Annotated in this window: 21 protein-coding genes; 12 read left to right on the top strand and 9 right to left on the bottom strand. The window is 66.9% G+C overall.

Annotated elements, in window-relative coordinates; genetic code table 11:
- The first annotated feature begins 167 nt into the window (after window positions 1–167).
- Together D9X30_RS19215 and D9X30_RS19210 are read left to right on the top strand one after the other, a co-directional pair.
- Complete coding sequence (locus D9X30_RS19215; RefSeq protein WP_153947950.1) at window positions 168–1,322, top strand: 3-deoxy-7-phosphoheptulonate synthase; 1,155 nt, start codon at window positions 168–170, stop codon at window positions 1,320–1,322.
- 52 nt (window positions 1,323–1,374) lie between these two features.
- Window positions 1,375–1,710: a hypothetical protein gene (locus D9X30_RS19210; protein ID WP_228770913.1), complete on the top strand. Its 336-nt coding sequence runs from the start codon at window positions 1,375–1,377 to the stop codon at window positions 1,708–1,710.
- Between the two features lie 39 nt (window positions 1,711–1,749).
- On the opposite strand, the gene D9X30_RS19205 is transcribed toward D9X30_RS19210, so the two are convergent.
- Both D9X30_RS19205 and cls read right to left on the bottom strand, forming a co-directional pair.
- On the bottom strand, window positions 1,750–2,409 hold the full coding sequence (locus D9X30_RS19205; RefSeq protein WP_153947951.1) for a TetR/AcrR family transcriptional regulator: 660 nt from the start codon (window positions 2,407–2,409) through the stop codon (window positions 1,750–1,752).
- A 121-nt stretch (window positions 2,410–2,530) separates the two neighbouring features.
- Window positions 2,531–3,964 (bottom strand): cardiolipin synthase, encoded by a 1,434-nt coding sequence (gene cls / locus D9X30_RS19200; RefSeq protein ID WP_153947952.1) that lies wholly within the window; start codon window positions 3,962–3,964, stop codon window positions 2,531–2,533.
- A gap of 385 nt (window positions 3,965–4,349) precedes the next feature.
- Between cls and D9X30_RS19195 the strand changes: the two genes are divergently transcribed.
- The 4 genes from D9X30_RS19195 to D9X30_RS19180 all read left to right on the top strand — a co-directional run bounded on the left by D9X30_RS19195 (window position 4,350) and on the right by D9X30_RS19180 (window position 8,655).
- On the top strand, window positions 4,350–5,123 hold the full coding sequence (locus D9X30_RS19195; protein WP_153947953.1) for a response regulator transcription factor: 774 nt from the start codon (window positions 4,350–4,352) through the stop codon (window positions 5,121–5,123).
- Window positions 5,124–5,613: 490 nt separating this feature from the next.
- Window positions 5,614–7,218: a methyl-accepting chemotaxis protein gene (locus D9X30_RS19190; RefSeq protein ID WP_249641012.1), complete on the top strand. Its 1,605-nt coding sequence runs from the start codon at window positions 5,614–5,616 to the stop codon at window positions 7,216–7,218.
- A gap of 215 nt (window positions 7,219–7,433) precedes the next feature.
- Window positions 7,434–7,634 (top strand): hypothetical protein, encoded by a 201-nt coding sequence (locus D9X30_RS19185; protein WP_153947955.1) that lies wholly within the window; start codon window positions 7,434–7,436, stop codon window positions 7,632–7,634.
- Window positions 7,635–8,004: 370 nt separating this feature from the next.
- The gene (locus D9X30_RS19180) at window positions 8,005–8,655 is read left to right on the top strand and encodes an HAD domain-containing protein (protein WP_153947956.1); all 651 of its coding nucleotides are present in this window, start codon (window positions 8,005–8,007) and stop codon (window positions 8,653–8,655) included.
- A gap of 103 nt (window positions 8,656–8,758) precedes the next feature.
- On the opposite strand, the gene D9X30_RS19175 is transcribed toward D9X30_RS19180, so the two are convergent.
- On the bottom strand, window positions 8,759–9,304 hold the full coding sequence (locus D9X30_RS19175) for a carboxymuconolactone decarboxylase family protein (RefSeq protein ID WP_153947957.1): 546 nt from the start codon (window positions 9,302–9,304) through the stop codon (window positions 8,759–8,761).
- Here D9X30_RS19175 and D9X30_RS19170 point away from each other — a divergent pair.
- Window positions 9,303–10,328 carry an AraC family transcriptional regulator gene (locus D9X30_RS19170; protein WP_228770914.1) on the top strand — a complete coding sequence of 342 codons (1,026 nt, stop codon included), beginning with the start codon at window positions 9,303–9,305 and terminating at the stop codon, window positions 10,326–10,328. The two genes, D9X30_RS19175 and D9X30_RS19170, sit on opposite strands and share 2 nt — an antisense overlap.
- On the opposite strand, the gene D9X30_RS19165 is transcribed toward D9X30_RS19170, so the two are convergent.
- From D9X30_RS19165 to D9X30_RS19150, 4 genes are all read right to left on the bottom strand, one after another.
- Window positions 10,322–12,535: a TonB-dependent receptor gene (locus D9X30_RS19165; RefSeq protein WP_194946516.1), complete on the bottom strand. Its 2,214-nt coding sequence runs from the start codon at window positions 12,533–12,535 to the stop codon at window positions 10,322–10,324. The genes D9X30_RS19170 and D9X30_RS19165 overlap by 7 nt on opposite strands.
- Window positions 12,536–12,672: 137 nt before the next feature.
- Entirely contained in the window at window positions 12,673–13,053 is a 381-nt protein-coding gene (locus tag D9X30_RS19160; RefSeq protein ID WP_228770915.1) for a DUF3325 domain-containing protein, read from the bottom strand.
- Window positions 13,050–14,696: a PepSY-associated TM helix domain-containing protein gene (locus tag D9X30_RS19155; protein ID WP_153947959.1), complete on the bottom strand. Its 1,647-nt coding sequence runs from the start codon at window positions 14,694–14,696 to the stop codon at window positions 13,050–13,052. Before D9X30_RS19155 ends, D9X30_RS19160 begins: the two co-directional genes overlap by 4 nt.
- Window positions 14,696–14,995: a DUF3649 domain-containing protein gene (locus D9X30_RS19150; RefSeq protein ID WP_153947960.1), complete on the bottom strand. Its 300-nt coding sequence runs from the start codon at window positions 14,993–14,995 to the stop codon at window positions 14,696–14,698. Before D9X30_RS19150 ends, D9X30_RS19155 begins: the two co-directional genes overlap by 1 nt.
- A gap of 306 nt (window positions 14,996–15,301) precedes the next feature.
- Here D9X30_RS19150 and D9X30_RS19145 point away from each other — a divergent pair, with 306 nt between their 5' ends.
- Window positions 15,302–16,903: a class I adenylate-forming enzyme family protein gene (locus tag D9X30_RS19145; RefSeq protein ID WP_228770916.1), complete on the top strand. Its 1,602-nt coding sequence runs from the start codon at window positions 15,302–15,304 to the stop codon at window positions 16,901–16,903.
- Window positions 16,904–16,911: 8 nt separating this feature from the next.
- Entirely contained in the window at window positions 16,912–17,784 is an 873-nt protein-coding gene (locus tag D9X30_RS19140) for an IclR family transcriptional regulator (RefSeq protein ID WP_228770917.1), read from the top strand.
- A gap of 32 nt (window positions 17,785–17,816) precedes the next feature.
- Here D9X30_RS19140 and D9X30_RS19135 read toward each other — a convergent pair whose 3' ends face one another.
- Window positions 17,817–18,320 (bottom strand): MgtC/SapB family protein, encoded by a 504-nt coding sequence (locus D9X30_RS19135; RefSeq protein ID WP_153947961.1) that lies wholly within the window; start codon window positions 18,318–18,320, stop codon window positions 17,817–17,819.
- A 91-nt stretch (window positions 18,321–18,411) separates the two neighbouring features.
- Between D9X30_RS19135 and D9X30_RS19130 the strand changes: the two genes are divergently transcribed.
- The 3 genes from D9X30_RS19130 (at window position 18,412) to D9X30_RS19120 (ending at window position 19,656) form a co-directional block, all read left to right on the top strand.
- Window positions 18,412–18,780, top strand: coding sequence for a 5-carboxymethyl-2-hydroxymuconate Delta-isomerase (locus tag D9X30_RS19130; protein WP_153947962.1), 369 nt, complete (start codon window positions 18,412–18,414; stop codon window positions 18,778–18,780).
- 106 nt (window positions 18,781–18,886) lie between these two features.
- Entirely contained in the window at window positions 18,887–19,126 is a 240-nt protein-coding gene (locus D9X30_RS19125; protein ID WP_153947963.1) for a DUF2789 domain-containing protein, read from the top strand.
- A 152-nt stretch (window positions 19,127–19,278) separates the two neighbouring features.
- Window positions 19,279–19,656: a hypothetical protein gene (locus D9X30_RS19120; protein ID WP_153947964.1), complete on the top strand. Its 378-nt coding sequence runs from the start codon at window positions 19,279–19,281 to the stop codon at window positions 19,654–19,656.
- 93 nt (window positions 19,657–19,749) lie between these two features.
- Here D9X30_RS19120 and garD read toward each other — a convergent pair whose 3' ends face one another.
- Window positions 19,750–21,339: a galactarate dehydratase gene (garD, locus tag D9X30_RS19115; RefSeq protein WP_153947965.1), complete on the bottom strand. Its 1,590-nt coding sequence runs from the start codon at window positions 21,337–21,339 to the stop codon at window positions 19,750–19,752.
- Window positions 21,340–21,350: the final 11 nt, after the last annotated feature.

Raw genomic sequence — 21,350 nt, 5'->3', positions numbered from 1 at the left:
GCCCCGGTGACGGCGCCTCTGCCGGCAGCGGTTTCCAGCCCATGCCCGGCGACGTGGCCGCCGGCCTGCCTTAGAATCGCTTTCCATCGACATCCGCGGCGGGTGGCCCCATGTTTGCGGCAGGCTTTCCGCAGGTGTCCTTTTCCCCAGATTCGCAGGAGTTCGCCATGCAAGACCCACATAAATCGCCGCCGACCGTTGCCGAGGGCTGGCAGGCGCCGCCGCCGGACCGTACGAGCGTGACCGATGACGCGCATGTGGACGACATCATCCCCCTGCCCCCGCCCGAGCACCTGATCCGCTTCTTCCCGATCCGCGGCACGCCGGTGGAATCGCTGGTCACCCAGACGCGCCAGCGCATCTCGCGCATCCTGCACGGCCAGGACGACCGGCTGCTGGTCATCATGGGCCCCTGCTCGATCCACGACCCGCAGGCAGCCCTGGAATATGCGCGGCGGCTGATGGCCCAGCGCGAGCACTATGCCGACGCGCTGGAAATCGTGATGCGGGTGTATTTCGAGAAACCCCGCACCACGGTGGGCTGGAAGGGGCTGATCAACGACCCGTACCTGGACGAGAGCTATCGCATCGACGAAGGGCTGCGCATTGCGCGCAGCCTGCTGCTGGACATCGACCGGCTGGGCCTGCCGGCCGCCGGTGAATTCCTGGACGTGATTTCGCCCCAATATATCGGCGACCTGATCTGCTGGGGCGCGATTGGCGCGCGCACCACCGAGAGCCAGGTGCATCGGGAACTGGCCTCGGGCATTTCCGCGCCCATCGGCTTCAAGAACGGCACCGACGGCAACATCAAGATCGCCATCGACGCCATCCAGGCCGCATCGCGTCCGCATCACTTCCTGGGGGTGCACAAGAACGGCCAGGTAGCCACGGTCCATACCAAGGGCAACCCGGACTGCCACGTCATCCTGCGCGGCGGCAAGGTGCCCAACTACGATGCCGATGCGGTGGCCACCGCGTGCCGCGAACTGGAAGCGGCCGGGCTGCGCAATACGCTGATGGTCGATTGCAGCCACGCCAACAGCAGCAAGCAGCACCAGAAGCAGATCGACGTGGCGGCCGACCTGGCGCGGCAGATCAGCGCCGGCAGCGGCTCGATCTTCGGCGTCATGGTGGAAAGCCACCTGCTGCCGGGCGCGCAGAAATTCACGCCGGGCGAACACCAGCCGTGCAACCTGACCTATGGCCAGAGCATCACGGATGCGTGCATCGGCTGGGACGATTCGGTCGCGGTGCTGGAAACGCTGAGCCAGGCGGTCAAGGCGCGCCGCGGAGTGGCCAGGCCGCAAGCGGCAAGCTGATCGGCGGCGTTGCGGGATGGCGCCGGCTTGAGGCCGGGTAGAATCCGGCCCCATGTCGAGTGTCATCCATTACCTTCGCGGCGGGGCTGCGGCCATCGCTGCCGGCGTGGCCTGCGCGGCCCATGCCAGCGATATCGCCTGCGAGGCGCCGGCCACGCGCGCCAGCCAGATCATCTGCGAGACCGCACTGTTCTCGATGGGCTACCAGCGCATCCATGCCGACCAGCAGCGGCTACTCAAGGCCGGCGTGATCTCGCAGGCGGACATCGACGCCTTCCGGCGTCAGCGCGACGCCTGCGACACGGCCAGTTGCCTGGATGCGGTGTTTTCCGCGTGGCGGCAGCACCTGACGGACATCGGCGCGCCGCGCTCCCGCCAGGGCCGGTAAGGCAATGCGTCGGGGGCCGCTGCGCCGCCGCGCCGCGTCTCAACCGCCGGCCTGGAGCCCTCGATCCACCATTTCCAGTAACCGCTGCCCGATCACCGCCGCCTGCTCCCTGGCCCGGCTGCGCAGCGGGCCGTCGATCAGCAGGACGGCCAGGCCATGGACCGCCGACCACGCGATGTATTCGGCGCCGGGCCGGCGGTCCGGTGCCAGCAGGCCCGCTTCCACCCAGCGATCCAGTGCGGCGCCCAGCAGCTCGAACGGATTCAGTCCGCTGTTGCCGGCCTTGGCCGGGTCGGTATCGTCTTCCACATCGTCCGGCACCGAAAACGCCGTGCGGAACAGGCCGGTCTCCGCCAGCGCAAACTGCAGATATCCCATGCCGACCGCCCGCAGACTGCCTCGCGCGCGCTCGGCCGGCGACGCATCGGCAGGAATCGCCGCCATCTCGGCCTCCATGGCCATCGCCAGGTTCGACAGGGCCCACGCGCGCACCGCCTGCAGCAAATCCTGCCGGCTGGCGAAATGGCGATACGCGGCGTTGGGCACCACACCCGCGCGCCGCGTGGCTTCGCGCAGCACGATGGCGTCCGGCCCGCCATCGCGGGCCAGGTCGATACCGGCCTCCAGCAGCGCGCGGCGCAGGTCGCCGTGCCGATAGGTCGTGCGCGTGGGCGGCGTTGCAGCAACGGCACGGTTCATGTCATCCCCATGTGGACGGCGTCCACCCCATTTCGTTTCATAGTAGACAGTGTACACAAATCCTGCCAGTGCCTGACACGTCATCCGGAGCGAATATGGAGGGCACGGCAGTTGGAAATCGTCAAAGTATCGGCGCGAACAGCTTGGCCACATGCATGGCCACGCGCAGGATCGCGGGCGAGCCCAGGAAGTCGCTGGGGCCAATCTGGCGCGCCTGGGCAAAATCGGCTTCGAGCATGCGCGCCACGTCCGCGGCGAATTCGGGGTGGGCGGTCATCACCATCAACTCGAAATTCAGGCGGAAAGACCGGTTGTCCAGGTTGGCGGTGCCCACGGCGGCCGCCTCGTCGTCGATCAGGATCACCTTCTGGTGCAGGAAGCCGGGCTGGTAGCGATAGATCTTCACGCCCGCGCGAATCGCCTGGTACGCGTAGATGGTGGACGCCCCGTAGACCACCTTGTGATCGGGCCGCGAGGGGATCAGGATGCGCACATCCACGCCACGCAGCACGGCCAGCCGCAGCATTGCAAACACGGCTTCGTCGGGCACGAAGTATGGCGATGTCATCCACAGCCGGCGCGTGGCCGACTGGATGGCCTCCACAAAGAACAGCGAACAGGTTTCCTGCGCGTCGGCCGGCCCCGACGGCACGACCTGACACACCATGTCGCCCACGTGGCCCGACGGCGGCGTCATCAGATACGGCACTTCCCGCGCTGCCCAGTACCAGTCCTCCGCAAAGGCCATCTGCAGGTCTAGCACCGCCGCGCCCCGGATGGCGATATGCGTATCGCGCCACGGCGCCAGCGGCGGCCGACGGCCCAGGTACTCGTTGCCGACGTTGTGCCCGCCCACGAACGCCTGCGCGCCATCGACGACCACAAGCTTGCGATGATTGCGAAAATTGAGCTGGAAGCGATTGACAAAGCCGGGATGCGTGGAAAACGGTCGCGCCTCCACGCCGGCCTCCTGCAGCACGCGCACGTAGCCACGCCCCAGCGCATGGCAACCGATGCTGTCGTAGAGGAAATAGACCCTTACGCCGGCACGCGCCCGGTCGCAGAGGCGCTTTTGCAGCGCGCGTCCGAGTTCGTCGTCATGCACGATGAAGAACTGCACCAGCACCTGCTCGGTGGCCGCGTCGATGGCGGCGAAGATGGCATCGAAGGTGGCGTCGCCGTTGATGAGCAGCCGCACATCGTTATTCATCAGGCATGGCACACCGGTCAGGCTGGGCAGCGCCCGCATGCAGGCCTGCTCGGGCTGCAGCACCACGCTGGCGGCCAGCGCCTCGCGATCCTTGGCCGTCATGCCGTGCCGGATCTCGCGCAGGCGGTCGTTGTTGAACCGGCGCGCATTGACATAACCGGCGAAACGGCTGCGCCCGAAGATCAGGTACGGGATGATCGTGAAGTACGGCATCATCACCAGCGAGCCCGCCCACGCGATGGCGCCCGGCGCCGTGCGCACGGTCATCACGGCATGCAGCGCCGCGAGGACGCCGACGATATGGAACGCGAGGACAACGGCGGCAATGACGCTGGGACTGAGCATAGGCACTGGCACCACGAACGGCCCGGATTCGATGAGCCGTATTCTGGCATAGCGGATCACTTTGGCGCAGCCGATATCGCGGGCGGCGGGTCCCGCGGCCCAGCTCGGCCCCGTCCCGCCAGACGGATGCCTTCGCCCTGTCTGCTCAAATTTTAATCACACCGATCCGTTACCCGCTCCGCCGCACCCCACCGCCCGTCCCCGCCCCGGTTATCCACAAAATCTGTGGATAACGATGGCTGTCTGCAACAAGCCGTCGGCATGCAAGCGGATCTCCCCCATTTAAAGAAACGCCGATTGTTGGACCTCTGCCGGGCCGATACGCTGCATCGTGTTTGCCCGATTCAATGCGTTTCGCCCGTCCGATAGTGTCCGATAGTGTCGTATGAATGCCCAATCCAATATTGCGCTGCTGGCCAGCCGCAACTCGCCTCTCCATCCCATGCAGGAGCTGCTCTCCATCGCGGGATTCCAATGCAACGTCTTCCAGGCAGGCCGCGACCTGATCCACGGCCTGGGTCATGACAGCTATGACATGCTGCTGATCGACCGCGACCTGCCCGATATCTCCGCCATCGACGTCATCCGTGCCGTGCGCGCGGTGCGCAATCGCGACGTGCCCATCGTGATGTTCTCGGGCGACAGCGACGACGACGACATGGTGGAAGCCCTGGACGCGGGCGCCGACGATTACATCGTCCGGCCGCTCAATGCCCGCGTGCTGCTGGCCCGCATCGCCGCGTTGCGCCGGCGCATGGCCGGCACCCGGCTCAATGCCAGCATGCCGCTGCGTGCCGGCCCCTATGAGCTCAACAACCCCGGGCGCTTCGCCACGCTCCATGGACAGCGGATTCCAATGACACCAAAGGAATTCGACCTGGCCATGCTGATGTTCGCCAATGCCGGCCGCATCCTGGCCACGCAGCGCATCGAAAACACCATCTGGGGACACACGCTGCCGCATTCGTCGCGCGCGCTTGCCGGCCTGGTCTCGCGCATGCGCCGCACGCTCGACCTTCGCGCCGAGAACGGCGTGACGATCACGGTGGTATACGCACAGGGGTATCGCCTCGACATCCTGGACAGCGCCGCGCGGGCCGAACTGACGGCACACCGTCGGCTCGGACTGGTTGGCAACGGCGCGCTCGCCGACTACTAGCGCACTGGCAGTCCAGCTCTCCGCGGGCGGCGAGGTCAGCAATGTCGATACGCGCCACGCCCTGCGCCACCGCCTTAGCCCTGCGCTTGGCCACGGCCGCTGCCGCACCCACGTGCTGGCTGCCAAGCCGCCACGCGGCCATCGCATCGACGCCCACGCGCACAGCGCCGACAGCCATCGTCATCGAGGGAAAGAACATGGGCCGCCCGTGGCGATCTTCCGACTGAATGCCGCCGGCCGCGCGGTCAGACGCGGCATACAGGCACGTATGCAGCCCGCGCCATTGCCTGACAGTCATATGTCCGCCGTATGACAAACGCGCCGCATGCCGTTTGTCACCCAGTCGTCACATGCTTGCCCGACGATCACGCCGCACCGCAACAAGACCCGGCCCCGCGACGCGTCGCTGACGACATGCCTCGCCGAGAGGCCGAACTGCTGCGGCGCAAGGGTCATGGTATGGCGGGGCGTCGCCCCGAAGGAGTTCGTAGTGTTGCAAGCCATCAAGCTGGGATTGCAGGGACGGCGCGGCCAATCCGCATGGCAAGGACTGGCGGGGTTGCCGCTGGTCGTGCGTCTGTCCGCAGCGTTTGCCCTGATCTACGCGTTCGGCGCGATTGTCGGGCTCACCGGCATCGTCAACCTGATCGACCTCAAGCGCGATACCGACAGGCTGTACCAGCGCGACATGCGCGGCGCCATCGCCGCCGAACGCGCGCAGGCATCGCTGGCCATGCTGGGCCGCGCACAGCTTGCGCTGACACTGGCTACCAGTTCCGCCGAACGCGACACCGCCGCGAATGACATCACCCAGGCCTCGAAACAGCTCGACGCGGCGGTCGACGACGTTCGCGTGGCCGCCCCGGCGCAGGCCCGCGCCCTACTCGCCGAGCGTGCCGCGGCCGGCGAACTGGTGACGAAGTACGTCGAATTGATCCGCAAGCAGCCGCTCGATTCGCTGCAATTCGACGCATCGGTTTCGATTGACGGCCACTTTCTAGGAGAACAGCTACGAAAACTTGGCACCCTGATGGAATCTACGCGTACGACGCTGGCACAGCAGGCCGCCGATACTGTTGCCGGCGTGGCATCGGCCCAGGTGACCGCGCAAACGTGGATGAGCGTGCTGCTGGTGGCCAGCCTGGGCGCGGCCGGACTGCTGGCATGGATCGCCGCGCGCAGCCTGACGCGTGAACTTGGCGGCGAGCCGCGTGACGCGGCGGCCATCGCCACGCGCATTGCCGGCGGCGATCTCACCGCCCGCATTGCCTTGCGCGAGCGTGATGGCGGCAGCCTCCTGTTCAACCTGGCGGGCATGCGCGACCAGCTGGCAGGCGTGCTGGCGCGCATCCAGCAATGCGCGCACGAGATATCGGCCGCCAGCGACGGCATTGCGCGCGGCAACCAGGCGTTGGCGACCCGCACCGGGCTGCAGACCGCCGCGCTGGGCGAGGCCACGGCAAATGTCGCCCGGCTTACCGCGCTGGTTCAGCAGGCCCACGCGCAGGCACAGGAATCGAGTGAAATGGCCAGCCGGGCGCGCGAAGCCACGGGCACGGGCATGGCCGCCGTGCGCGACATGAGTGGCGCGATGGCCAACGTGCATGCACAGTCGCGCAATATCTCTGAGATTGTCTCCGTCATCGAGAGCATCGCCTTCCAGACCAATATCCTCGCGCTCAACGCCGCCGTGGAAGCCGCCCGGGCCGGCGAGGCGGGCCGCGGCTTTGCCGTGGTGGCGCAGGAAGTGCGGGCCCTGGCGCAGCGCAGCGCCACCGCAGCCCGCGAGATTGGCGGCATTATTGGCGACGCCGCCAACGAGATGGCCCGGGGCGCCAGCCTGAGCGGCCGCGTGGAATCTGCCATGTCAGGCATCGACGCCGCAGTGCAGCATAGCCACACCCTGGCCGCCGAACTGCGCATGCTGGCCGACGAACAGGCCAGCGGCATTCGCACCGTAGGCGATGCATTGTCCCGCCTGGAGCAGACCAGCGCCGACAACGCCAAGCTCGTCGACGTGGTCAGCGACCAGGCGTCGCGGCTTGACCATCAGGCGGCCGCATTGGAGACCGACGTCGCGCGCTTCCAGTTCTGACGGGCTACCTCCCCCCGCACGTTCGACGCCGCAACCGGAAGCGGGCACCCCGACGCACTGGCCCCGCTTCAGCTTCGTTCCGCCCCGCCGTAATTAAAGAAGATCCGATTCGACGGCACGCATTGCGCCGCTAGCATGGCGATAGCACCGTCGCCCTCCGGCGGCCGGTCGAGACAGGGATCATCGCTGAGGCGGACAAAGAGCGGAGAACACACATGCTACGCAAGGCAGTGGATGACGATGCAGCGTTCCAGGAGGATTTCGAGGCGGCTGGACGCGACTGGGCCCCCAGGCTCAGGCCGTGCGGCACCTGCCATGCCTGCGAGAAGCCGGTCGGCCAGGCCGAGCTGTTCTGCAGCATCACCTGCCAGTACGCGTTCGAGCATTTCGAAATGCGTTTACTGCGCAAGGAATAGAACCGGACGCCCAACGGGCACCACGCCCGCCCCCGCAAATTTCCGCCCCACACCGGACGGCATTCCGGTTGCGCGTGCTGTGTGTCAACGCGACGAACATTTCCTTTCAAATTCCTGTCAACCACCGTCGCCTACCACCCGTTGAGGCGTGCATTACGGCGATATCCGCAACGCGGAGCCGGCCGGAAAACGAGGCCTGGCGCGGCAGGTGTGTCCGCGAGAAACACTTCGACCTACGCAGTAACCGGCATTAACGAGTCACGCGTAAAAGTTACACAACTGTTGCACTTACGCACACTTTGTGTCGCCTTTCCCGCGCAAAAGCCGGATACGCTTGATTCATCCCATCACTGATTGACCGCGAGAAATCATGACTGAACGCCTGATCATGCTGGACGTACCCGGCGTCCTGTATTCGGACCGCTCCGCAGCCCGCCTGGGCGGTACGCCAAACACGGGGACCCTGCGTGACGTCAGGTTTTTCGATCCCATCGCGCTGGGCTTCCTGCGCCGCCTTTTCGGTATCGCCGGCGCCCGTGTGGTGGTTTCCGACGCTTGGCGCCGGGGCACCCCGGCGGCCATCTTCCAGCAGCTTGATCTGCAGGTGGAAGGCATGACGCCCCGCGTGGCAGGTGGCCATGGCGCCGAAATCGACGCCTGGTTCAGCCAACGCCCGGCCCCGGGCGCCTGGGTCATCCTGTCGAGCGCACCGGCATCGTCGTTCACCGAGGCTCAACGCGCGCGCCTGGTACAGGTGAATCCGGCTGAAGGTCTGACGGTGGACAACTTCCGTCAGGCGCTGGACATCCTCGGTGTGGCCTGCCCGTCCACCGTGACGCCCGATTCGCGCGTGGAGCCCGGCCTGAAAGCCAAGCTGCGTCACCTGCAGCGCCTGGCACGCGACGAACCCGAGCGTTTCATGCCGGCACCGGCCGCGGCAGAAGCCCGCGAACTGGCGATGGCCGTGGCTGTGGCCAGCCTGACGGGCAAGCATCTGGAACCTGCCGTCATTCATGCCTGATCCGCGCCGGGTCTCAGCATCCGCCGCAAGCATCACGCCGTGATGCAATAACAAGAAGGCCGCCAGCGTTGGCGGCCTTTTTCATGCGCGTGCGACGCGCAGATCAGCGGGCGGTCAGCTTGACCGCCGGGAAATCCACGGGCACGGCAAATGCCACGTTGATGTAGTTGGTGAACAGATTCAGCGCAACATGGGCGACGATCTCGACGATTTCCCCGTCGTTGAAGCCCACTTCGCGCAGCGCGGCCACGTCGGCACCGGATACCTGACCGCGCGCCTCGACGAGTTTCAGCGCAAACGCCAGCGCCGCCGCCGTCTTCGGGTCATTCGATTGGCCGGCCTGGGCGGCCGCCATCTCTTCGGCCGACGCGCCAGCCTTGCGGCCCAGCGCCGTATGCGCGGCCAGGCAATAGTCGCAGCGATTGCGGTCCGCCACGGCCACGGCAATCTGCTCGCCCAGCTTGGCCGGGATCACGCCAGCGCCGAGCGCGCCAAACGCGGCCCACATCGACTGCAGCGCGGCCGGCGAATTGGACACGGCGCGGAACATCTGGGGCACACCGCCAAAAGCCGACTGGATCTGGGCCAGCGCGGCCTGGCTGCCGGCCGGCGCGGCCTTGGGTTCGGGTACGGAAATACGTGCGGTCATGATGGAATCTCCTGTCGAAGTGATCTGGAAAGTGATCGAAGTCAGGACGTCGCCGTCCATGGGTTCCACTATGGTGTCGCAAGGCGTACGATGGGATACCAACCGTCCCAGAAACGTATCAATTCATCCCGCCGTGACTGCCACCGCTGCACCGCTTACCGTCGATCGCCTGTCCGCGCTGCTTGAGCGGTTCCGCATCCAGGCGCACCTGTTCCATACCGGCCCGCTATGCGGTGTGTCGCGTTTCGACGAGTCCCATCGCGGCTTTCTGCACGTCATGCGCGAAGGCAGCATGACGGTGACGCATCAGAGCCGGGGTCTGCCCCGGCGGCTCGAGGTTCACGAGCCCTCGCTGCTGTTTTATCCGCGTCCCGCGATCCACACCTTCCACAATCCACCGGCCGAAGGGTCACAGTTCTCGTGTGCCACGCTGGAATTTGCAGGCGGTGCCCGCAATCCGCTGGCACGCGCGCTGCCACCGCTGATCGTGCTGCCGCTGGCTGACGTGCCAGGGCTGGCCCCGGCACTGTCGCTGCTGTTCGCGGAAACCGAACGCGTGCGATGTGGCCAGCGATTACTGGCGGATCGGCTATTCGAAGTGGTGGTGATCCAGCTCTTGCGCTGGATGCTCGATCATCCCCAGCAGGTCGGGGTCCAGCCGGGGCTGATCACGGGGCTGTCCGATCCGCGCCTGGCGCGGGTGCTGGTCGCCATGCACGAGGCCCCTGGCGCCCACTGGAATCTGGAAAAGATGGCGGCCTGCGCGGGCATGTCGCGCAGCGCCTTCGCGGCAGCCTTCCGCGACATCGTCGGCCAGACCCCGGCCGACTATCTGACGGACTGGCGCATCAGCCTGGCCCAGGCACGGCTGCGCGACGGCGCGCCACTGAAGCTGCTGGCCGACGAACTGGGCTATGCCAATCCGTCGGCCCTGTCACGTGTCTTCCTGGCCAGGGTGGGCCAGTCTCCGCGCGACTGGCTGCGCGCGGAGAGTCACGGCATGGCCGCGGCTGCGACTCAGTAGTCGACCGTCATCGACACCTTGAACGTACGCGGATTGCCGATGTACAGCGTGCTGGCCGATGTCGACACGCCAGCCCAGTAATCCTTGTTCGCCACGTTCTCGACGGCGGCGCGCAGCGTGTAGCGCATTTGCGAAGCCTTGAAGGTGTAACGCGCGCCCAGGTCGAAGCGGTTCCAGGACGGCAGCGCGATCGTGTTCGTGTTGTTCGCGTACTGGCGGCCGGTCTGGATATAGCGGCCCGACACGGTGGCCCCCGCCAGGAACGGCAGGTCGTACTCGCCGCTCAGCGTCATCGTGTAGTTCGGGACGCCTACGCCCTTCTTGCCTTCCGTCAGCGGGTTGCCGGTGTCCTGGTACTGCGAATCGATATACGACACGCCGCCCAGCAGGCGCACGCCGCGCACGGGTTCGCCAAACACGCTCAATTCCACGCCGCGATTGCGCAGGTCCTGCAGGCCGAACACGTTGCCCTGCATGGTGGTGCCCTGCGGCTGTTCGATCTGGAAGAACGCCAGTGTCGTGCCGAACGCGCCCGCGTCGTACTTCACCCCCGCCTCGTGCTGCTTCGACTTGACCGGCGCGAAGACCTCGCCGCGGTTGACGGCGGTATTGCCTGCTGTCGGACCCTGCGCCAGGCCTTCGATGTAGTTGTAATAGACCGATACGTTCTGGAGCGGCTTGACCACCAGACCGAACATCGGCGACGTGGCCGAATCGCTATAGGTCGACGTCTGGGCACCGGTCGCGGTGGCGTAGCCGCGCACATTGATCACCTGCTGGCGCACGCCGGCGGTCAGCAGCACGCCGTCGTTGAGGAAGCCCAGCGTATCGGACACCGACACGCCATTGAGATTGGTCCGCTGCGTCACGTACGGATCGGACATATTGCCGGTGGCCGGGGCGGCCGGATACGGAACAACCGGCGCGTTATAGAGGTTGGTCGCAAACGCGCCCGAGAATTCGAACGCCGTGGCCCGCTTCTGCTCCAGCCCCGACCAGCTCAGGTTGACCGTATGCTTGACCGGCCCGGTCACGAAGCGTCCGCGCACGCCGACTTCGCCGGAGAACGTGTCCTGCTCGAACGGCACGGTCAGGCGCGTTGCCGTGCCCACGCCGTTGTTGCCGACGCTCGCGCCGCTATAGCTGCCGAATTCGTTGGTATGGTGTCCGCCGAAGGCGGCATAGGCCGTCCAGTCCTTCGTGAGGTCGTACTCGGCGCGGATCGTGCCGTAGATATCTTCGAGCGAAGAATTGGTCCAAGGCTGCGCGAAGTTCGTGCTGGCCGACGGCACCGGTGGCAGCGCCGTGCCAGTCAGGTTGACCGTGCTGCGGCCCTGGTAGATGCGCTGCTTCTGATAGCCGAAATCGGCGTTCACGCGCAGGTTGTCGCCCTGGTAGTCCAGGCCCAGCGTGAACAGGCGCTGCTGGCGGCTTTCGTTGTCGATGGCCGTGTCGCCGCCGCGCGCCATGGCGTTCACGCGTACCCCGAATTCCTTCTTTTCGCCGAAACGGCGGCCCACGTCGATGTGGCCGCCGGCCTGGCCGTCGCTGGTGTAGTCAAGCGTGCCCTGCGTGATCGGCGCGGCCGTGGCGTACTTCGGCACCAGGTTGATCGCGCCGCCCACGGCGGTGCCGGCGGCCGACACGCCGGTCAGGAAGGCGTTGGCGCCGCGGAACACTTCCACGCGCTCCAGCCCCTCGGTCGATGCCAGTTGGCGCGGTGCAATGCCGTACAGGCCGTTGTAGCCAAGGTCATCCGAACTCAGCGTGAAGCCGCGCACGACGAAGGTCTCGGAGAAATTGCCGAAGCCCGAGCTGACGCGGACGGCCGGATCGTCGGCCAGCACCTGGCCCACCGTGTGTGCCTGCTGGTTCTGGATCTGCCCGGCCGTGTACGACGTGACGCTGAACGGCACATCCATGAAATCCTGGTTGCCCAGGATGCCGATACGGCCGCCGCGTGCCACCTGCCCGCCGGCGTACGGCGCGGGCAACTGGTCTGGCGACGACTCGGCCTTGACCGTCACCGTCGGCAGCGTCTGCTGCGTGGGCGGCGGCGCGGCTTCCTGCGCGAAGGCCAGGGACGGCAGCGCGCCCGCGGCAGCCAGCGAGGCGGCCAGAATACTGAGTCGGGCACTACGGGATGAACGAGAAGAGCGGGCAGCGCGTGCGGCATGTGCAACGGCGTGAGGTACGGCAAAAGACAAGATGACACTCCCAAAAATAAACCGATGACGCCTGCACCGCGTTCCCGACGCGGCCAACAGGCATGACCCGTGTCCGTGAATGGCGGCATCGCTCTGTCGGCGATGCTCGTTGGAATTGGTTGTGATGCGTCGGCGCCTTATGACGGCATGAGCCACGGCGACGCCATGGTCGCCGCCATGCCCACCGCGATGGACGCGCGCGCCAGCCGCGGCGTGGCATGCGGCGCCCAGGCAAACGCACCGACCACGGCCAGCGCGCCAAGCGTCAACAGTCCGGCCCAGTAGACGACGCCGAAGGCCCAGCCTTCGGCCAGCACGCACGCGGCCAGGGCCAGCACCAGCGCGAACGAGCCCTGCCAGCGCAGCCGCATGGCCCGGGCCGGTGCCGGCGTGCTGCCGCGTCCGAACATGTCCGCGTGATGGCGATCCATGGCCTGCGCCAGCCACATGAATCCGCCGATCGCGAAGCCCAGGCCCGCGACGCAGGCCGGCCCGACCGGCATCCATGCCACGCTCATTGCGACACCTCCCGCGACATCTCGCCCACGCCAGCTACCGCGCGCGGGGCAGCCGCCTTGCGCGGGGCGGCGCCTTGCTTGCCAAGCACCCAGGCCGCCGCACCCAGGCCGATGCCCAGCGCCATCGCAGTCAGATCGAAGCCAGCGACCACGCCGGGCCCGTGGAACAGCGTCACGCCGAGATGGGTCGATGTGGTCAGTGCATTCAGCACGGGCACGCCGGCAAACAGCGTCGCGGCCACCCACAGCTGCACGCGCCACATGGCGCGCGTGGGGCGCCATTGCGCCAGCAGCGCCGCCACGGCCCAGGCGCCGAAGAATGTCTGGATTTCGGCGGCCTGGCGTTGCGCCAGATCGACGGGAAGCAAACGATTGGCCCAGAAGTACGCACCGATCGCGATCGGCAGGCCCGCAATCACGCCAAGGTTCAGCGCCTCGACCAGCCGCAGGCCGAACGGCGTACGGCCCGTGGCGGCAATCCGTTTGGCATGGCTCTGCCGCGTCTTGACCGCCCATAGCAACGCGCCGGTGGCCACCATCAGGCAGCCGGCGAGACCGGACGCGAAGAACAGCGCGCGCAGCAGCGGCGGCGCAAAGTGCGCCACGTGCAGACCGATCATGGCCGAACGCGTGGTGGCCGCCGGCGCCATCTCATCGCCCAGCGTTGCCTTCCGTTCACCGGTGGCGCCCGTGAAGACCACGGTGGGCGTCGTCGTGCCGAACTGCCGGCCTTGCTCGCGTGCCACGGCTACCGTGGCATTGGCCTTGTTGGGCGCCTCCACCGTGATGCGGCGCGGCGCGGCACCCTGCCAGTGCGCCGTCGCCTGCGCGAGCATCGGCCCGATCGCCGCCAGCGGCGCGGTTTCGGTGGTTGGCTTCACACGGGGCGCGCGGGCGGCCAGCTCGGCGTTGAAGGCCTGCTCGTCGCCCCTGTACACGGCCTGGATGCCCCAGGGCATGTACATGAACAGCAGCGTCACCAGGCCCGTGTAGGTGATCATCAGATGGAACGGCAGCGCCAGCACGGCCACCGCGTTGTGGGCGTCAAGCCAGGAACGCTGTCCCTTGCGGGCGCGGAACGTGAAGAAATCCGCGAAGATGCGCCGGTGCGTGATCACGCCGCTGATGATGGCCACCAGCATGAACATGGTGCAGAAGCCGATGATCCAGCGGGCCCAGATCGCGGGCATGTAGTGCAGGTCGAAATGGAGCCGGTACAGGAATTCACCGCCGCGCGTCTGGCGGGCGCCGGGGATCGGTTCGCCGGATACGGCGTCGAGCGTACGCGTTTCCAGCCGCGCACGATTGGGCTTGCCGGCGTCCTCGGGCTTGGCCGGACGCAGCCAGAACATCGAGATGGCGGGATTGCGCTCGTCAGGGAGTGTGATGAACCAGCGTTCTGCGTCCGGTGCCTCGCGCTGCAGGAAGGCGACGGCGCGCCCGACGGCATCGGCGGCCGGCACGTTCTGGTTCAGCGAAGCGTGGAACTCCGGCTTCATCCAGACGGTGATCTCGTCCTTGACATAGCTGGCGGTGCCGCCGCAGAACACCAGGAACAGCACCCAGCACACCAGCAGGCCCGACCACGTATGCAGCCACGCCATCGACTGCCGCAGGCCCTGGCCTTTCCTGAGCCCGGCCATCACGCGCTCCGCAAGGCGAGCCAGCCCGCGGCCAGCACTGCGGCGGGCACGGCCAGGCCGATCCAGGCACGCCGGGCCGTATCGGCGGCAAACACCCAGATCACCGCCAGCGCAAACCACAGGAACGACAGCAGCGTGGACGTGATGACCGCCTCGACGCGCGCCATGCCCGCCCAGTCGGCAAGCACCAGCGCCAGGCATCCCGTCGCCAAGGCGGCAACGGCGTAGCCACCGAGGATGGCGGCCACTGCGCGCGAGGCAATCGCCATGCGATAGCCCATCGGAACGCCCTGCTTCATGTTTGTACTAGTCCGAAAAATGGAACGCACATGATAAGCGTTCTCATCTCCATTGTCTTTGAAGACGTACGACAAGTCCTGTTACTGGCACAAGACATTGGCAGACATGTCGCAAACACGACAAATCCGGGAGACGAACGGCAAGCGTGGCGCTCCGATATTCGCACAGAGATTCGCGTCTGATTCCGCTATGCAGAACCACTATTCCACCGTGCGGTTGCACTCGTTGAAAAACGATGGGACGATGACCCACATCGAATACCGGCGATCCCAGAGGTCAACGCCGGAGCCTTACCCGGAGACATCATGCGCAGTACCGCTGCACCCGCGACCCATTCCGGGTCCGCACCCGCTCAGGCGCCATCCGCCGCAAACACCCCCGATACGCCGCCCCCGTTCGAACCCGCGTTCGCCCGCTTGCACCAGACCATGGCGCCCTGGGTGGCTAGCACGCCCGAGCGGATCGCGATCATGGATGCACACCGGGCCTTGCGCTACGCCGAACTCGACGTGGCGGTTCGTGAAACGGCCACGACGCTGTCCGAACTCGGTGTGCGCGGCGGCGACCGCGTGGTGCTGGTGACCGAGAACAGCGTGGGCTGCGCGGTGCTGCTGCTGGCGCTGAGCGCCATCGACGCCTGGTCGGTGCCGGTCAATGCGCGGCTGTCGCAGCGCGAGATCGCCAATATCGTCGAGCACGCCGGCGCGCGCGTGACGCTGTATCTCGACAACGATTTCCCCGAGGCGCGCGAGCACGGCCTGGCGCGTGGCGCGCAGTGGGCCGAATGGCCGCACGTGGGCAAGCTGCTGGTCAGCGCCATCGACGACGGCGTCGAGCCCGAACCCGTCGAAGCCGACCCGCGCCAGCAGGTGGCGGCGATGATCTACACGACAGGCACCACCGGCGCGTCGAAGGCCGTGATGCTGACGCACGCCAACCTGATGTTCATCGGCCATTCCAACCGCATGCAGTCGCGCGTGAAGCCCGGCGACCGCATCTACGGCGTGCTGCCGATCTCGCACGTGTACGGCCTGTCCGTGCTGCTGGTGGGCCCGGTATCGAACGGTGCGACGGTGTTCTACGAACCGCGTTTCCGGCCCGACAAGCTGGTGCGTACGCTGATCGACGATCAGCTGACGGTGCTGCACGGGGTGCCGGCCATGTACGCCAAGATCATCGAATGGGGCCGCGCCAACAACCAATCGCTGCGCACGCCGTCGCTGCGCATCGCGCAGTCGGGCGGCGCACCGCTGACGGCATCGCTGAAGGCCGCCTTTGAAGACGCGTTCGGTATCGTGCTGAACAATGGCTACGGCATGACCGAGACATCTCCCACGGTCTGCCAGACCCGGGTGGAACAGCCACGCAATGACTGCTCCGTGGGCCCGGCCGTGCCCGACGTGGAAATCCGCCTGGGCAACCCGCTGCCCGACGGCAGTGGCGAACTGCTGGTGCGCGGGCCCAATGTGATGAAGGGCTACTACCGCAGGCCCGACCTGACCGCGCAGACCATCGACAGCGATGGCTGGCTGCATACCGGCGACCTCGCGCGCATCGATGCCGACGGCGCCGTGTCGATCGTCGGCCGCTCGAAGGAAATCATCATCCATTCGGGCTTCAACGTGTACCCGGAGGAAGTGGAGCAGTCGCTCAATGCCTTCCCGGCCGTGCTGCAGTCGGCCGTGGTGGGCCGCGCCGTCGAAGGCAACGAGGAAGTGATTGCGTTTGTCGAGGTACGCAGTGGCATGGCGCTGGACGAAGCCGCCTTGCGGGCCTTCCTGCGCGAGCGCCTGTCGCCCTACAAGATTCCCGCTGAAATCCGCACGGTGCAGCAACTGCCTGCCGCACCGTCGGGCAAGATCCTCAAGGCCCGCCTGCGCGAGCAGCTGGCGGCCGGCAACGTGTGAGCAGCCTCATGGAAGACACCCTGACCGAACGGCCGGACGCCGCCGACCTTGGCGACCGCGACCACGCCATCGACATGCCGTCCGACACCACCCCCGCACGCAAGGACAACCGCAAGGAAGACCGCCACTTCGTGACGGCACTGGCGCGCGGGCTCGACGTACTAGCGTGCTTTCGCGGGTTCGACGCGGAACTCGGCAATGCCGAACTGGCACAACGCTGCGGCCTGCCGAAATCGACGATCTCGCGGCTGACCCACACGCTGACCGAACTCGGCTACCTGCAGGCGCTGTCCGACCCCGTGCGTTACCGCCTGGGCAGTTCCGCGCTGGCGCTGGCGCCCGCCGGTCAGCAAGGCGCCGACGTGCTGTCGGTGGCCAAGCCCTTCATGCGCGAACTGGCCGAACTGTCGCAAGGCGTGGCGTCGCTGATCGTGCGCGACCGCGGCCGCATGCTGATCTATGAAAACTGCCAGTCGGAAAGCTACCTGACGCTGCGGGTGCCGGTCGGCAGTCGCGTTTCGGGCCTGACCACTGCGGCGGGACGCGCGTACCTGCTGGCCCTGCCGCCCGCCGAGCAGCGCCAGGCGCTGAGCGCATTCCGCGCCGACGACAAGGTCAGCGCCGCGCAGGCCGAAGGCATCCTGTCGAACTGCCGCGACGAACAGCGCCGGCTGGGCTGCACGACGTCGTTCGGGGAATGGCTGCCCGATATCAACTCGATTGCGCTGGCGTTCCGGCCGGGGTCGTCGCTGCCGCCGATGACGTTGAGCTGCAGCGGCCCCAACGCGCTGGTGCCGCCCGCCCATCTACTGGAAAAGGTCCGGCCGCTGCTGCAGCAGCACATCCGGGGCATCGAGGCGGCACTGGGCGTGAGCGCCTGAGCCGGGAGCCTGCCGGACACGCCGCTTCGCGCTCAGCGCGGCGGCGTGTCGGCCCCATCGTCGTCGCCGTCGCGGTATTCCGGGGGTAGCTTTTTGGTCAGCCTGCCGTCGAAGCGGGCATGCAGGCTGTTCTCGAACTTGCCGCCCAGCCGCAGCAGCAGCATGCCCAGCACGAGCGCCATCACCACGATCGCGTAATAGCCGGCGCCCGACGCCGCGCCCAGGATGGCCGCCAGCCAGATACCCGCCGCCGTGGTCAGCCCCTGCGGCCGGTCATGCACGCCGTGCCGCGCAATCACGCCTACCCCCAGGAAGCCCACCCCGGTCAGCAAGCCCTGCAGCACACGCGACATGGCATCGGCAGGGTGTCCGTTGAGCGTCACCACGCACACGGCCGTGGCCGCCCCCAGCGCCACCAGCCCCAGCGTTCGCATGCCGGCCGCCTTGCCGTGCAGGTTGCGGTCCAGGCCGATGATGGCGCCCGCGGCAAGCCCGCCCAGCAGCCGCCAGAAGAGTTCCAGAGAGAATTGGTCCATGTCGGCAAGCTTAGCGCGTGAAGCGTCGACATGACAGCCGGGATTGCCGTACGATGCGGATTCCCTGCCTTCGTCCCACGGAACCGTTTCCATGCCCCATCTGATTGTCGAAATCACCGAAAACACGCGCCTGACCTGCTCCTATGAGGAACTGCTGGACGAAGCGAATGCCGCGCTGCTGTCGAGCGGCCAGTTCCAGGAACCCGATATCAAGTCGCGTTGCGTCACGCTGTCCACGTTCCGCCAGGGCACGGAGCCGGCCGACCGCGCCTTCGTCCATGCCACGCTGCAGATCCTGGACGGCCGCGACCAGGGCGTGCGCAAGCAGCTTGGCGAACTGGTGGTGAATGCGATTTCGGAAATGGTGCGGCCCGGCGCGCCAGGGCAGACCGTGCAAGTCACGGTGAACGTCGTGGAAATGGAGCGCGCCACGTTTTCCAAGCAGATCATTGGCGGCTGAATGGCCAGCCGAATCGGGACGGCGCGATCTCGCGCAGCGCCAATCCTGACCTAAGCTGGAACCTCCGGCTGGCCACGCCGGCCGCCAGTTGCCGGGAGACATCGCCATGGACACCCCCTTCCACCCGTTCTCCGACCTCTTCGCACAGCTTGGCCTGCCGTCGGACGAGGCCAGCATCCGCGCCTTTATCGCCAGGCATTCGCCGGTGCCGCAAGATGTGGATCTCTGGGACGCCCCCTTCTGGACACCGGCACAGGCCGCGCTGCTGCGCGACGAGATCATCGAGGATGCCGACTGGGCCGAGGCGGTCGATCAGCTGAACCTGGCCCTGCGCGCGCCCGCCTGATCCGCGCCGCACGTCGCCCGCGCATAGCACCTTGGGCCGATGGACGCGGGCGCGGGATCGGCGCTACCATCGGCTGATCCACCCTCCAGGGTGGTTGCGACCCGCCACCCGCCGCCCTGCGGCGGGCGTGCCAGTACGCCACGGAGATATCCATGCTGCTGCGCCGTCATGCAAACCGACTCGCATTGTTCGCCGCGTCGTTCGTCATCGTGTTCGCCGGTCTGACGCCCGTTTTCCATGGGCATGCCCAGACACCGCAGCCGTCCCCGGGCGACGCCGCCATCAACGACGCCATTTCCGATGCGGTCCGCCAAGGCTCGATCCGCTTCCAGCCCACACCGTCGCATGCGCCCACGCTCGAAGAGCAATGCGACCAGCTGGCCTTGCAGATCGGCGAAACCCCGCGCCGCAGCTACCGGCCCTCGAACGCGCCGGTCGAAAACAGCCAGGGCAATGAAATCTCGACGGTCGAGCGCGACCGCACCCGCCGGCAACTGCAGAAGGTTTATCAGGAAAAATGCATGCAGTAGCGGACCATCGCTCCGCTACTGCCGGGGAAGGCGGCCCTGCCGTGATCGGATAACGGGGATCACGGCAGAAAGCGCCCTCCTCCGCACTTCCGCTCAGGTCACCGGCGCCGGGTTGAACAGTGCCAGCGAATTGTGCAGGCCATGGTGCTCGGCCCAGGTCTTCTTGCGGCCGCTGGCCACGTCGATCATCAGGCGGAACAGCTCCCAGCCCACATCCTCGATGGTGGCTTCGCCCGTGGCGATGCGGCCGGCGTTGACATCCATCAGGTCGTGCCAGCGGCGCGCCAGATCGCTGCGGGTAGCCACCTTGATGACCGGCACCTCGGCCAGGCCGTAAGGCGTGCCCCGGCCCGTGGTGAACACGTGCAGGTTCATGCCGGCCGCCAGTTGCAGCGTGCCGCAGATAAAGTCGCTGGCCGGCGTGGCGGCGTAGATCAGGCCCTTGGTGCGAACCTTGTCGCCGGGCGACACCACGCCCGAGATCGGCGCGCTGCCCGATTTCACGATCGACCCCATGGCCTTCTCGACGATGTTCGACAGGCCGCCCTTCTTGTTGCCGGGCGTGGTGTTGGCGCTGCGGTCCACGCGGCCACGGTCCAGGTATTTGTCATACCAGTCCATCTCGCGAATCATCGCCTCGGCCACTTCGGGCGTGGCGGCGCGCGAGGTCAGCTGGTCGATGCCGTCGCGCACTTCGGTCACTTCCGAGAACATCACCGTGGCGCCGGCACGCACCAGCAGGTCGGTGGCAAAGCCGACGGCCGGGTTGGCGGTGACGCCCGAGAACGCATCGCTGCCGCCGCACTGCACGCCTACCACCAGCTCGGAAACAGGTACCGTCTCGCGCTTGCGCGCATTGAGCGCCTCGAGGTGCGGAATGGCCATCTGCACGATCGAATCGATCATCGAGCCGAAGCCCACATGCTTGTCGTCCTGCAGGCAGACAACACCCACCTGCACTTCGCCGGCGCCGGTCTGGATCGGAATCGTGCCCGGTGGCATCAGGCGCTCAGGTTGCAGCTTCTCGCAGCCCAGGCTCACCATCATGGCAGTTCCGCCAAAATTCGGGTTCAGCGCGATATTGCGCAGCGTGCGGATCGGCACCACGGCATCGGGCGCATCGATGGCCACGCCGCAGCCGTACGTGTGCTCCAGCCCGATCACGTCGTCAACGTTCGGATATTTCGGCAGCAGTTCGGCCTTGATGCGCTTGACCGCGTGATCGACCACGCCAGCCACGCACTGCACGGTCTGGGTGATGGCCAGGATGTTGCGGGTGCCCACCGAGCCGTCCGGATTGCGGAAGCCTTCGAACGTGTACCCTTCCAGCGGCGGCAGCGGCTCGGGCAGGCGCGTGCCGATCGGCAGGTCGGTCAGCCCCGGAGCCACGGGCATTTCGATCACGCGCTCGTTGACCCAGCTGCCGCGCGGCAGGTCCTGCAGCGCGTAGCCGATGGTCACGTTGTAGCGCGTGACCGCGTCGCCCTTTTTCAGGTCCGTCAGCGCCACCTTGTGGCCCTGCGGCACGCGTTCCACCAGGGTCAGGCCGCACGGGAACACCGTGCCGGCAGGCAGGCCGCCGTCATTGGCGACGATGGCCACGTTGTCATTGGCGTGGATGCGGATGTACAGCGGCGGACGTTGCTCCGCGGCCTGGGCGTTCTGTACCGACAGGTCCGACATGGTGGGGATTC

The sequence above is a fragment of the Cupriavidus sp. U2 genome (assembly GCF_009663685.2).
Taxonomy (GTDB): Bacteria; Pseudomonadota; Gammaproteobacteria; order Burkholderiales; family Burkholderiaceae; genus Cupriavidus; species Cupriavidus necator_C.
The sequence above is the reverse complement of the archived record's forward strand: the minus strand, read 5'-3'. Positions and strand labels throughout refer to the sequence as shown.